Source organism: Streptomyces sp. NPDC020884, assembly GCF_044333935.1.
GTDB lineage: Bacteria > Actinomycetota > Actinomycetes > Streptomycetales > Streptomycetaceae > Streptomyces.
This window is the reverse complement of the sequence record NZ_JBIRRY010000003.1, coordinates 146,492-159,071: the sequence shown is the minus strand read 5'-3', so window position 1 is coordinate 159,071 and position 12,580 is coordinate 146,492. Positions and strand designations below refer to the sequence as shown.

The following is a 12,580-nucleotide window of genomic DNA, read 5'->3' as shown; positions in this document are numbered from 1 at the left end:
CCGGACGTTGTGCAAGTGCAACGTCCGGTACGGAGGCGGCACCGGCAATTGGTATGCGGGCGGGGTCATCCGCGAGGATGGGCGCATGACTGCCCAGATTCTCGATGGCAAGGCCACCGCTGCCGCGATCAAATCCGATCTGACCGTCCGTGTGGCGGCCCTCAAGGCGCAGGGGATCACTCCCGGCCTCGGAACCCTTCTCGTCGGGGACGACCCGGGCAGCCGGTGGTACGTCAACGGCAAGCACCGGGACTGCGCCCAGGTCGGCATCGGCTCCATCCAGCGCGAACTCCCCGACACCGCCACCCAGGAGGAGATCGAGGACGTCGTCCGGGAGCTCAACGCCGACCCCGAGTGCACCGGTTACATCGTCCAGCTGCCGCTGCCCAAGGGCATCGACACCAACCGGATCCTGGAGCTGATGGATCCGGCGAAGGACGCCGACGGGCTGCACCCGATGAGCCTCGGCCGCCTCGTCCTCAACGAGACCGGCCCGCTGCCCTGCACCCCGCAGGGCGTCGTCCAGCTGCTGCGCGCGCACGGCGTGGAGATCAACGGGGCGCATGTCGTGGTCGTCGGACGCGGTGTCACCATCGGCCGGTCGATCCCGCTGCTGCTGACCCGCAAGTCGGAGAACGCCACGGTGACCCAGTGCCACACCGGCACCCGGGACCTCGCCTCCCATCTGCGGCAGGCCGACATCATCGTCGCCGCCGCCGGGGTGCCGCACCTGATCAAGCCCGAGGACGTGAAGCCGGGCGCGGCCGTGCTCGACGTCGGCGTCAGCCGGGACGCGGACGGCAAGATCGTCGGCGATGTGCACCCGGGCGTCCGTGAGGTGGCCGCCTGGGTCGCCCCGAACCCGGGCGGGGTCGGCCCGATGACCCGCGCGCAGCTGCTGGTCAACGTGGTGGAGGCCGCCGAACGGGCTGCCGCCGAGGCCGCCGACGCCGCCGCCGCGGGCTGACGGCCGGATGCCGGAGGGGAACCCCATGGGTGCTGGTACGAGTCCGGCCGACCCCGCCCCCGCGGGCCGGGCGGCGGACGAGCCGGGCGAACCGGCCGAGCAGGCCGACCGGACCGAGCAGGTCGACCGGACGGATCGGACCGACCAGGCCGACCGGACCGGGGCCGGCGTGCCGGACCCGGCGGACGAGGCCGCGGGCAGCACCGCGGCCGAGGCCACGGGCCGGGCGGCGGACAAGAACGAGGACACGGGCCCGCCCGCTACCGCCGGGCGGCCCCGCCGGTCGCGGCGGTTCCCGCGGTTCACCCGGGACACCGCCCGGCCCGAGGGCGGCGGCCGGGCCGCGTCCGGGGACGCGCCCGCCCCGGCCCGGCAGTGGCCGTTGCTCACCGTGCTCTGCGCGGCGGGCCTCGGCCTCATGATCGTGGTCCTGGACTCGTTCGACCAGGCGTTCCGCGTCGGCGTCATCCTGATCGGCGGCGCGCTGATCGCCGGTGCCGTGCTGCGCTGGGTGGTGCCTTCGGTCGGGATGCTGGCGGTGCGTTCCCGCTTCACCGACCTGGTCACGTACGGGCTGATGGGCACGTTGATCGTGCTGCTCGCGCTGGTCGCACAGCCCGCCCCGTGGCTGGACGTCCCGATCCTCGAGGACGCGGTCCGCTTCACGATCCGCTAGCGGCCGCCGGCCCGGCCGTGGTGTCCGTCCCTACCCCCGAGGAGGGACGGACACCACGGTGGAACAGGGCCCACCGGGCAAGAAGCCCCGGTATCCGGCGAGATGGGCCGCCTTGCCCCGTCCCGACTCCAGCGTCATGGACATGAAGGGCCGGAACAAGCGCTCACTGTGGCCTGTGGCACGGAAGTGACCATTCCGGCACGGTGTGATCGCCGCGCAACGATGGCAGACTGGCACGGCGCACAGAGCGGCACGGAGCAGACAGAGCGGTGGCCGCGGCGGCGATCGGGGCACTGATCGGGGCGCGTGAAGACACGCACCTCGTCCCGAATGCTCCCGTGCGCCCCCTCGTCAGGAACTGACACCCTGGCTTCACGCATCCTCGTGGGTAGTCCAGCTGACGGTCCGGAACGGACGGACAGCGGACGGACCGGGGGATGCGCGGGCCGGGGGGCCGGTCGCAGCGGGGCACAGCAAAGACGTCCGGGGGACATGAGGGGGGAAACGCGATGCCTCGTTGGAAGGCACTGCCCGAAGAGCTCGACCCGCAGATCAGGGAGTTCGCCAGCCAGCTGCGCCGACTCGTCGACCGCAGCGGGCTGAACATCAACGCGGTGGCCGACCGCACGGGTTACAGCAAGACGTCCTGGGAGCGTTATCTCAACGGGCGGCTGCTCGCACCGCGCGGGGCCGTCGTGGCCCTCGCCGAGGTGACGGGCACCCCGCAGCACCACCTCACGACCATGTGGGAGCTGGCGGAGCGGGCCTGGAGCCGGGCCGAGATGCGCCACGACATGACGATGGAGGCCATCCGCATCACGCAGGCCCGTGCCGCGCTCGACGAGCCCGGCACGGCGGCTCCCGACGCTCGGGCGGGCGGCCGGTCCGGCCGTTCCTCCGCCGGGGGCCGGCGCGGCGCGACCGGTTCCGGCGCGCGGGTGCCCACGGCCGCGGGCCCGGACGCCCCGCCCCGTGACGCCGCCGCTCCCGGCGGACGCGGAACCTCCGCCCACGAGGCGTACGGCCAGGGCCCGGTCGGGCACGCGACCGGCGGCCACGGCGGCGGCCAGGGACCGGGCGCGTACGGAAACGACGGCCAGGGACCGGGCACGTACGGAAACGACGGCCACGGACCGGGCGCGTACGGCAGTGCCGGCCAGGGACCGAGTGGTTACGGAAACGCCGGCCACGGACCGAGTGGTTACGGCAGCGACGCCTACGGGCCCGGCGGCCACGACGCGACGCGCCCTCCGTCCGTACCCCACCAGCGCGGCAGCGCACCGGGGGAGCCCCGGCCGCCGCAGGGCGGGCAGCGGGCGGGCGGGACCGCCGGGGGCAAGGCCCCCGGAGGCCGCCGGAAGGGCCTCATGCTCGCGGTCGGGGCCGTCGGCGCGCTGATCGTCGTGGTCGGCGCGGTGCTGCTCGCGCCGGGCGGCGACAAGGCCGCCAAGGCCACCCCGCCCCCGTCGGCGGCTCCCACCACCCCCGCACCGGAGCTGCCCGTGGGGGTCGAGTGCAGCGGTGCGGACTGCGCCGGCGAGGACCCCGAGGCGATGGGCTGCGGCGGCGAGTTCGCCCGTACGGTGGCCAGCGCCGTGGTCGGCGGCAGCAAGATCGAGGTCCGCTACAGCGAGGTCTGCTCCGCCGCCTGGGCCCGCCTCACCGAGGCGGCCGTCGGCGACACCGTGCGGATCACCGCCGGGGCCGGCGGGCAGGACGGCGAGGTCATGGGGGACACCGACGCGTACACCCCGATGGTCGCGGTGAAGAAGGCGGCCGACGCGAAGGCCTGCGCGACGCTCACCTCCGGCACGGAGGGGTGCACCGACCCGGGCGAGTGACCCACGGGCCCGGGTCGCCGTCGTCCGTGCGTGCGGTACGTGACCGGTTGTGCGCGGTGCCACAGGGGGGCGGGCGGACCGGTCCGGCCGGGTCCGATAGCCTGACCGCTGGATATCTCTTCACGTCAAGATTGGTCGGACGCGGAGGGGTGTCCAGCACCAGGGTCCGGCACCAGGGGCCGGGACCCCCACCGCCAGCTGTCTAAACGGAGACCGCCATGACCCGCACTCCCGTGAATGTCACCGTGACCGGCGCAGCCGGCCAGATCGGCTACGCGCTGCTCTTCCGCATCGCCTCCGGCCACCTGCTCGGCCCGGACGTGCCGGTCAACCTGCGCCTCCTGGAGATCCCGCAGGGCCTCAAGGCCGCGGAGGGCACCGCGATGGAGCTCGACGACTGCGCCTTCCCGCTGCTGCGCGGCATCGAGATCACCGACGACCCGAACGTCGGCTTCGCCGGTGCGAACGTCGCCCTGCTCGTCGGCGCCCGCCCGCGCACCAAGGGCATGGAGCGCGGCGACCTGCTCGCCGCCAACGGCGGCATCTTCAAGCCGCAGGGCAAGGCCATCAACGACAACGCCGCGGACGACATCAAGGTCCTCGTCGTCGGCAACCCGGCCAACACCAACGCGCTCATCGCGCAGGCCGCCGCCCCGGACGTACCGGCGGAGCGCTTCACCGCGATGACCCGCCTGGACCACAACCGCGCGATCTCGCAGCTGGCCGCCAAGACCGGCGCCGCCGTCTCCGACATCAAGAAGCTGACGATCTGGGGCAACCACTCGGCCACCCAGTACCCGGACATCTTCCACGCGGAGATCGCCGGCAAGAACGCCGCCGAGACCGTCAACGACGAGGTGTGGCTCGCCGACACCTTCATTCCGACCGTCGCCAAGCGCGGCGCCGCGATCATCGAGGCCCGTGGCGCGTCCTCGGCCGCCTCGGCCGCCAACGCCGCCATCGACCACGTGCACACCTGGGTCAACGGCACCGCCGCGGGCGACTGGACCTCGATGGGCATCCCGTCGGACGGCTCCTACGGCGTCCCCGAGGGCATCATCTCCTCGTTCCCGGTCACCACGAAGAACGGTGTCTACGAGATCGTCCAGGGCCTGGACATCAACGAGTTCTCCCGTACGCGCATCGACGCGTCGGTCAAGGAGCTCACCGAGGAGCGCGACGCGGTCCGCGAGCTCGGCCTCATCTGAGCCGCACCCGCAGCACTCCGAGCGCCCCCGGCAGCACACGCTGCCGGGGGCGCTCGCGCATGCCCGCCCGGAGGGCTCCCGGTCAGCTCTTGAAGTCGCCGGGCGTGTAGTGGCCGGGGGCCAGCCGGCCGGTGACGCCGAAGCGGTTCCAGGCGTTGATCACGGTGATGGCCGCGATCAACTGGGCCAGTTCGGTCTCCTCGAAGTGCGCGGCGGCCCTCGCGTACACCGCGTCCGGGACGAAACCGTCGGTCAGCACGGTGACCGCCTCGGTCAGGGCGAGCGCCGCGAGCTCCTTCTCGGTGTAGAAGTGCTGCGACTCCTCCCAGGCGCTGAGCTGGACGATCCGCTCGACGGACTCGCCCGCCGCGAGCGCGTCCTTGCTGTGCATGTCCAGGCAGAACGCGCACTGGTTGAGCTGCGAGGCCCGGATCTTCACCAGCTCCACCAGGACCGGGTCCAGGCCCTTACGGGCCGCGATGTCGAGCCGGACCATCGCCTTGTAGACGTCGGGGAGGAGCTGGGAGACGGAGATCCGGGCCGGGTGCTCGGGGGCGAGGTCGGCGGGGGCGTGGTGGTGCTCGTGCGTGGTGGTCATGAGATCGACGCTACGACCCCGATGGCCCCCCGGTATGGTCCATTGACATGACGGATTCCTGGGCCACTTTCGGTACGGACCTGCATCTGGAACCGGTCGGCCAGGGCCTGCGCAGCGGGCTGATGGAGGCGCTGCGGGAGGCGGTGCGGACCGGCCGGCTTACCCCCGGCACCCGGCTGCCGTCCTCCCGGGTGCTCGCCGCCGACCTGGGCGTCGCCCGCAACACGGTCGCCGACGCCTACGCCGAACTGGTCGCCGAGGGCTGGCTCACCGCCCGCCAGGGCTCGGGGACCCGGGTCGCCCGGCGGTCCGCGCCGCGCCGGACGGGCCCGGCGGCGGCCCCCTCCCGGCCGGCCCGGCCCGGGGCCGGGCACAACCTGAAGCCCGGCTCGCCGGACCTGTCCACCTTTCCGCGCACCGCCTGGCTCAAGGCCGCCCGCAAGGCGCTCACCGCCGCGCCCGACGAGGCCTTCGGCTACGGCGATCCGCGCGGGCGCGTCGAACTGCGCACGGTGCTGTCCGAGTACCTGGCGCGGGCGCGCGGGGTGTACGCCGACCCGGAGCGCATCGTGGTCTGCTCCGGCTTCTCGCACGGGCTGACGCTGCTGGGCCAGGTCCTGCGCGGGCGCCGGGTCCGGGAGGTCGCCGTCGAGTCGTACGGCCTCGACCTGCATACGGGCCTCCTCGCCGACGAGGGGCTGCGCACCCCGTGCCTGCCGCTGGACGAGCACGGGTCGCGGACCGGCGAGCTGGCTTCGCTGCGCGGCGCGGGGGCGGTGCTGCTGACCCCGGCGCACCAGTTCCCCACCGGCGTACCGCTGCACCCGGACCGGCGGGCCGCCGCCGTCGACTGGGCCCGGTCCACCGGGGGGCTGATCCTGGAGGACGACTACGACGGGGAGTTCCGGTACGACCGGCAGCCGGTGGGCGCGCTCCAGGGCCTCGATCCGGAGCGGGTCGTCTATCTCGGCACCGCCAGCAAGTCGCTGGCCCCGGGGCTGCGGCTGGGCTGGATGGTGCTGCCCCGGAGCCTGGTGGGCGAAGTGACGGCGGTGAAGGGCGAGTCCGACACGATGTCCGCCTCGCCCGACCAGCTGACGCTCGCGGAGTTCATCGCTTCGGGGGCCTACGACCGGCATGTGCGCTCGGTGCGGCTGCGCTACCGCCGCCGCCGCGATCAGCTCGTCGCGGCGCTCGCCGACCGTGCGCCGGGCATCGAGGCCAGCGGGATCGCGGCCGGGCTGCACGCGGTCCTCGAACTCCCGGCGGGAGCCGAGCGTTCGGTGATCCAGGCGGCGGCGTTCCAGGGCCTGGCGCTGGACGGCCTGGCGAGCTATCGCCACCCGGACGCCCCGGCCGCCCGCGACGGCCTGGTGATCGGCTACGCATCGCCGTCGGAGAGCGCCTGGGCCGGCGCGCTGGACGCCCTGTGCCGGGTGCTGCCCTGAGACGTGTCCGGCCCTAGGACCCACCCGGCGGTACGGTCCCCGGATCGGGCTCCGGCCCTGGCTCCCGCCCTGGCTCCGGCCCTGGACCCGGCTTCGCCCCCGCCTCCGGGGCCTCGCCGAAGCGGGCCAGGGCCAGTGAGCCCGCCACCGCCACCGCGAAGCCGGTGACCGCCAGCCAGCCGAGGCCCGAGCGGGTCCCGTCGCCCAGCCACACCACCCCGACCAGCGCCGGGCCGATCGTCTCGCCGAGCACCATGCCGGCCGTCGCCGTGGTCACCGAACCCCGTTGCAGCGCCGAGGTGAGCAGCAGGAACGCGGCCCCGCCGCCCAGCAGCAGCCCGTACAGCGCCGGGTCGCTCAGCAGCGCGCCCGGTGCGGGGTCGTCGATCAGCCGGACGGCCACCTCCACCACCCCGAAGCCGAACCCCGCCCCGAGCCCCAGGGCCAGTGCCCGCGGCTTCGCCGGCAGCCGTCCCGCCAGCACGCCGGCCAGGAGCACGCCGAGCGCCACGGCGGGCAGGGCCCAGGGCAGCGCGTCCGGGCCCGGCCGGTGGCCCTCCGCGCCCGAGGCGAGGGCCAGCATGCCCAGACCGGCGCAGACCACCCCCACCGCCGTCCACTCCGTGCTGCTCAGCCGGACCGCCAGCAGCCGGGACGCGACCACCGCCGTGACCGCCAGGGACGCGGCGAGCGCCGCGCCGACCGCGTAGATCGGCAGGGTGCGCAGCGCGACGATCTGGAGGAGGAAGCCGGCGCCGTCCAGGGCGAGACCGGCCACGTATCGCCACTGCCGCAGCGCCCGCAGCAGCAGCGCCGGGTCCACGCCCGCCCCGGAGTCCGGCCGGGCGGCGGCCCGCGCGGCGACGGCCTGGAGGACGGACGCCGTGCCGAAGCAGACCGCCGCCCCGAGCGCACAGATCATCCCGAGAAGCACAAAAGGAATCTACCGGGCGGAGGTTGACGCTCCGGCCCCTCCAGGTTTCGAACCGGCCATCCGTCGAACTAGTCTGACAAGCGGTCCGGTGCCGGGAAGGGAGCCGGATCCGATCGCGTATCACGGGGGAGAATCGAACATGGCCAAGCGGAGGCTGAGGTCGAGCACGGTCGTGCTCGGCGGTATGGGGCTGCTCGCCCTGACCATCACATCCTGCGGATCGGAGCCGGACCGGCGCTGCGCCGACCGGACGACCCGCGAGACCCTGCCCAGTTACGAGTGCCGGAGCGGCAGCGGCGGCTCCGGCAGCGGGCGCGGCTCCTACTACTACGGGGGCGACAGCTCCAACGGCAAGGTGGAGGGCGGCAGCTTCAACAAGTCCGCGGTCGACCGCGGCGGCTTCGGCTGCTCCAAGTCCGGTGGAGGCTGAGCACGATGGAGCGCCGCACCATCGAGCCGCGCCCCGGCTGGCAGGAGACCGTCGAGTCGCAGGGCATCGTCTACCCGCTCACCCGCTACCCGGACGACTCGCTGCGTCCGTACTGGGACGAGAGCGCCTACTACGTCTTCTCGCTGCCCGAGGTCGAGGCCCTGGAGGAGACCGCCGAGGAACTGCACACGATGTGCCTGGCCGCCGCCGCGCACATCGTCGAGCGGGACCGCTTCGCCGACCTCGGCATCACCGATCCCCGGCTCGCCGCGCTGGTCGCCGAGTCCTGGCATCGCCGCGCCGAACTGCCTTCCCTCTACGGGCGGTTCGACCTGCGCTACGACGGGAGCGGCCCGCCGAAGATGCTGGAGTACAACGCCGACACCCCGACCTCGCTGGTGGAGGCCGCGAGCGCGCAGTGGTTCTGGATGGAGGACCGCTTCCCCGGGGCCGACCAGTGGAACTCCCTGCACGAGCGGCTGGTGGACGCCTGGAAGCGGCAGGCGTCCCTGCTGCCGCCGGGGCCGCTGCACTTCGTCCACTCCGACGGCGACGAGGCGGGCGAGGACCTGATGACGGTCGCGTATCTGCGCGAGACCGCCCAGCAGGCCGGGATCGACACCGAGGCGCTCTCCGTCGAGGAGATCGGCTGGGACCGGCTGTCGGGTCGGTTCGTCGACGACCGGCTCCGCTTCATCCGCAGCTGCTTCAAGCTCTATCCGTGGGAGTGGCTGGCCACGGACCGCTTCGGGCCGCAGGTGCTGGAGACCCTCGACAACGGCGGCGGCAGCGGCACCACCTGCTGGATCGAGCCCGCCTGGAAGATGCTGCTCTCCAACAAGGCGCTGCTGGCGATCCTCTGGGAGCTGTATCCGGACCACCCGAACCTGCTGCCCACCTATCTCGACGGCCCGCGCGAGCTCGCCGGACCCGGCGGGGCGGGCTACGTCTCCAAGCCGCTGCTCGGCCGCGAGGGAGCCGGGGTCGACCTGCACGGCCCCGGCTCCCCGCCGGTGGAGCGCGACGAGCCGTGCTGCTACCAGGAGTTGGCCCCGCTGCCCGACATCGACGGCAACCGGGTGGTGCTCGGCGCATGGATCGTCGAGGACGAGGCGGCGGGGCTCGGCATCCGGGAGTCGGCGGGGCCGGTCACGGACGAGTACGCCCGTTTCCTGCCCCACGTCATCCTCTGAACCCGGCGCGTCCTACCGGGCGCCCAGCACCGTACGCAGCCGGTCCAGGCCCCAGTCCAGGTCCTCCTTGCTGATCACCAGCGGCGGCGCGATCCGGATGGTGGAGCCGTGGGTGTCCTTGACCAGCACCCCCTGCTCCATCAGCCTCTCGGAGATCTCCCGGCCGGTGCCCAGCGCCGGATCGAGGTCGACGCCCGCCCACAGCCCCCGGCCGCGCACCGCCGTCACCGCTCCGCCGCCCGTCAACAGGCCCAGCTCCCGGTGCAGGTGGTCGCCCAGCTCGGCCGCCCGCTGCTGGTACTCGCCGGTCCGCAGCATCGCGATCACCTCCAGCGCCACCGCACAGGCCAGCGGGTTCCCGCCGAAGGTGGAGCCGTGTTCGCCGGGCCGGAACACGCCGAGCACGTCCGCCGACGAGATCACCGCCGAGACGGGCACCACCCCGCCGCCCAGCGCCTTGCCGAGCAGGTACATGTCCGGCACCACGCCCTCGTGGTCCAGCGCGAACGTCTTCCCGGTCCGGCCGAGTCCCGACTGGATCTCGTCCGCGATGAACAGCACGTTCCGTTCGCGGGTCAGCTCCCGCACCCCGGGCAGATAGCCGGCCGGCGGCACCAGCACCCCGGCCTCGCCCTGGATCGGCTCGATCAGCACCGCCACGGTGTTCTCCGTCATCGCCTCCCGCATCGCGGTGAGATCCCCGTACGGCACGATCTCGAACCCCGGGGTGTACGGGCCGAAGTCGGCCCGCGCCTCCGGGTCCGTGGAGAAGCTGACGATCGTCGTCGTGCGGCCGTGGAAGTTGTCCGAGGCCACGATGATCTTCGCCATGCCGTCCGGCACGCCCTTGACCCGGTAGCCCCACTTGCGGGCGGTCTTGACCGCGGTCTCCACGGCCTCCGCCCCGGTGTTCATCGGCAGCACCGTCTCCATGCCGCACAGCGCCGCCAGCTCCGTACAGAAATCGGCGAACCGGTCGTGGTGGAAGGCCCGGGACGTCAGCGTCACCCGTTCCAGCTGGGCCTTGGCCGCGTCGATGAGCCGGCGGTTGCCGTGGCCGAAATTGAGCGCCGAATATCCGGCGAGCAGATCGAGGTACCGGCGGCCCTCGACGTCCGTCATCCAGGAGCCCTCCGCCGTCGCCACGACGACCGGCAACGGGTGGTAGTTGTGCGCGCTGTGCGCCTCGGCGGAGGCGATGGCAGTTTCCGTGGTCGACACGGGATCTCCGTTCGTCGTGGGGCGTGGGCGGGGGGTGGTGCCCACTTTGTATCGTCGGTCGGAACCCGCGCCGGGAAACCTTCCGCGCCCGGCGCGCCCGCCGTCGCGCGCCGAGCGGCCGGAATGTGTGGTTCGTCTCAGGCGTGCGCTCCCGTGCTCCGGGTTCCTGCGGGTACGCGCCCTCTCTGCCCCGCACCGGCTGCCGGAGATCGCCCCCGTACCTGAGACAATGGAGCCATGGCCTCTGACCTCCCCACCGACCAGCCGCAGACGGGCCGCACCGGTGCGGCCGCCCGTCCGCGCGTGCTGTCCGGGATCCAGCCCACCGCAGGCTCGTTCCACCTCGGCAACTACCTGGGTGCGGTGCGCCAGTGGGTGGCGCTGCAGGAGACCCACGACGCCTTCTACATGGTCGTGGACCTGCACGCGATCACGGTGCCGCAGGACCCCGCGGAGCTGCGGGCCAACACCCGGCTCGCGGTGGCGCAGCTGCTGGCGGCCGGTCTGGACCCGGAGCGCTGCACGCTCTTCGTCCAGAGCCATGTGCCCGAGCACGCCCAGCTCGGCTGGGTGATGAACTGCCTCACCGGCTTCGGCGAGGCCTCCCGGATGACGCAGTTCAAGGACAAGTCCGCCAAGCAGGGCGCCGACCGGGCCACCGTCGGCCTCTTCACCTACCCGGTGCTCCAGGTGGCGGACATCCTGCTCTACCAGGCCGACCAGGTCCCGGTCGGCGGCGACCAGCGCCAGCACATCGAGCTGACCCGCGATCTCGCCGAGCGCTTCAACGGCCGGTACGGACAGACGTTCACCATCCCGGCGCCGTACATCCTCAAGGAGACGGCGAAGATCCTCGACCTCCAGGACCCGGCGGTCAAGATGAGCAAGTCGGCCTCCACGCCGAAGGGCCTCGTCAACCTCCTCGACGACCCGAAGGCCACGGCGAAGAAGGTCAGGAGCGCGGTCACCGACACCGACACGGTGATCCGCTACGACGAGGAGAAGAAGCCGGGCGTCAGCAACCTGCTCACGATCCTCTCCACCCTCTCCGGCAGCTCCGTCGAGGATCTGGAACGGAAGTACGAGGGCCAGGGCTACGGTGCGCTGAAGACCGACCTGGCCGAAGCCATGGTGGAATTCGTCACTCCCTTCCGGGCCCGCACCCAGGAATATCTGGACGATCCGGAGACGCTGGACTCCATCCTGGCCAAGGGAGCGGAGAAGGCCAGGGCCGTCGCCGCGGAGACGCTGGCACGGACGTACGACCGGATGGGCTTCCTGCCCGCGAAGCACTGAGTCCAAGGACCCTGGCGAGATCACGGCCGAAGGGGTCACACTTGCGGCGGAACGCGCGGGCCGGACACCCGGCCCGCGCGGCATGACCGGAAATCGACCATCGACGATGGAGGAGAACGACGTGGGGACCGTAACGCTCGGCGTTTCGATCGCGGTCCCGGAGCCCTACGGCAGCCTGCTCCAGGAGCGCCGCGCGAGCTTCGGGGACCCTGCCGCCTTCGGCATTCCCACCCACGTCACCCTGCTCCCGCCGACCGAGGCGCAGTCGACGGACCTGCCGGCGATCGAGGCGCACCTCGACCGGATCGCCACGGCCGGCCGGCCGTTCCCGATGCGGCTGTCCGGCACCGGCACCTTCCGCCCCCTGTCGCCGGTCGTCTTCGTCCAGGTCTCCGCGGGCGGCTCGGCCTGCGCCTGGCTCCAGAAGCGGGTCCGGGACGCCTCCGGCCCCCTGGTGCGCGAGCTCCAGTTCCCCTACCACCCGCACGTCACCGTGGCCCACGGCATCGCCGAGGAAGCCATGGACCGGGCCTACGAGGAGCTCGCCGACTACGAGGCGGCCTGGACCTGCGGTTCCTTCGCGCTGTACGAGCAGGGACCGGACGCCGTCTGGCGCAAGATCAAGGACTTCCCGTTCGGGGCGGGCGGCGGGACGCCCGCCGTCCCGGCCCAGAGCGGCTACACCATCGACACGCCCTCGGCCCCCTCGCTGCGGCCCTGAGCGCCCGGTAGCGCCCCCGCAGCGGCGTCAGACCGGCAGCCCCGGCG

The 12,580-nt window shown here is 73.0% G+C and carries 12 protein-coding genes; 9 read left to right on the top strand and 3 right to left on the bottom strand.

Translation table 11 applies throughout. The features are described 5' to 3' along the window. The first annotated feature begins 85 nt into the window (after nt 1-85). The 4 genes from ACH4UK_RS11600 to ACH4UK_RS11585 all read left to right on the top strand — a co-directional run bounded on the left by ACH4UK_RS11600 (nt 86) and on the right by ACH4UK_RS11585 (nt 4,692). Nucleotides 86-967 carry a bifunctional methylenetetrahydrofolate dehydrogenase/methenyltetrahydrofolate cyclohydrolase gene (locus ACH4UK_RS11600; protein WP_398355853.1) on the top strand — a complete coding sequence of 294 codons (882 nt, stop codon included), beginning with the start codon at nt 86-88 and terminating at the stop codon, nt 965-967. 25 nt (nt 968-992) lie between these two features. Next, nucleotides 993-1,643: a DUF3017 domain-containing protein gene (locus ACH4UK_RS11595; protein ID WP_398355852.1), complete on the top strand. Its 651-nt coding sequence runs from the start codon at nt 993-995 to the stop codon at nt 1,641-1,643. Between the two features lie 509 nt (nt 1,644-2,152). Then, complete coding sequence (locus ACH4UK_RS11590) at nt 2,153-3,484, top strand: helix-turn-helix domain-containing protein (protein ID WP_398355851.1); 1,332 nt, start codon at nt 2,153-2,155, stop codon at nt 3,482-3,484. Nucleotides 3,485-3,702: 218 nt separating this feature from the next. Beyond that, nucleotides 3,703-4,692 (top strand): malate dehydrogenase, encoded by a 990-nt coding sequence (locus ACH4UK_RS11585; RefSeq protein ID WP_398355850.1) that lies wholly within the window; start codon nt 3,703-3,705, stop codon nt 4,690-4,692. 82 nt (nt 4,693-4,774) lie between these two features. On the opposite strand, the gene ACH4UK_RS11580 is transcribed toward ACH4UK_RS11585, so the two are convergent. After that, the gene (locus ACH4UK_RS11580) at nt 4,775-5,290 is read right to left on the bottom strand and encodes a carboxymuconolactone decarboxylase family protein (RefSeq protein ID WP_398355849.1); all 516 of its coding nucleotides are present in this window, start codon (nt 5,288-5,290) and stop codon (nt 4,775-4,777) included. A gap of 47 nt (nt 5,291-5,337) precedes the next feature. Here ACH4UK_RS11580 and ACH4UK_RS11575 point away from each other — a divergent pair, with 47 nt between their 5' ends. Continuing rightward, on the top strand, nt 5,338-6,738 hold the full coding sequence (locus ACH4UK_RS11575) for a PLP-dependent aminotransferase family protein (protein ID WP_398355848.1): 1,401 nt from the start codon (nt 5,338-5,340) through the stop codon (nt 6,736-6,738). A gap of 13 nt (nt 6,739-6,751) precedes the next feature. Here the strand turns inward: ACH4UK_RS11575 and ACH4UK_RS11570 are convergent, their stop codons facing one another. After that, a complete protein-coding gene (locus tag ACH4UK_RS11570; protein WP_398355847.1) occupies nt 6,752-7,660 on the bottom strand; it encodes a hypothetical protein in 909 nt (302 codons plus the stop codon). A 151-nt stretch (nt 7,661-7,811) separates the two neighbouring features. Here ACH4UK_RS11570 and ACH4UK_RS11565 point away from each other — a divergent pair, with 151 nt between their 5' ends. Then, entirely contained in the window at nt 7,812-8,102 is a 291-nt protein-coding gene (locus tag ACH4UK_RS11565; protein WP_398355846.1) for a hypothetical protein, read from the top strand. 5 nt (nt 8,103-8,107) lie between these two features. Beyond that, a complete protein-coding gene (locus ACH4UK_RS11560) occupies nt 8,108-9,295 on the top strand; it encodes a glutathionylspermidine synthase family protein (protein WP_398355845.1) in 1,188 nt (395 codons plus the stop codon). A 12-nt stretch (nt 9,296-9,307) separates the two neighbouring features. Here ACH4UK_RS11560 and rocD read toward each other — a convergent pair whose 3' ends face one another. Further along, complete coding sequence (gene rocD, locus ACH4UK_RS11555) at nt 9,308-10,516, bottom strand: ornithine--oxo-acid transaminase (RefSeq protein WP_398355844.1); 1,209 nt, start codon at nt 10,514-10,516, stop codon at nt 9,308-9,310. A 237-nt stretch (nt 10,517-10,753) separates the two neighbouring features. Here rocD and trpS point away from each other — a divergent pair, with 237 nt between their 5' ends. Together trpS and ACH4UK_RS11545 are read left to right on the top strand one after the other, a co-directional pair. Beyond that, nucleotides 10,754-11,812 (top strand): tryptophan--tRNA ligase, encoded by a 1,059-nt coding sequence (gene trpS / locus ACH4UK_RS11550; protein ID WP_398355843.1) that lies wholly within the window; start codon nt 10,754-10,756, stop codon nt 11,810-11,812. A gap of 121 nt (nt 11,813-11,933) precedes the next feature. Beyond that, nucleotides 11,934-12,533, top strand: a complete 600-nt coding sequence (locus ACH4UK_RS11545) for a 2'-5' RNA ligase family protein (RefSeq protein ID WP_398355842.1) — start codon at nt 11,934-11,936, stop codon at nt 12,531-12,533. The last annotated feature ends 47 nt before the right edge of the window (nt 12,534-12,580 follow it).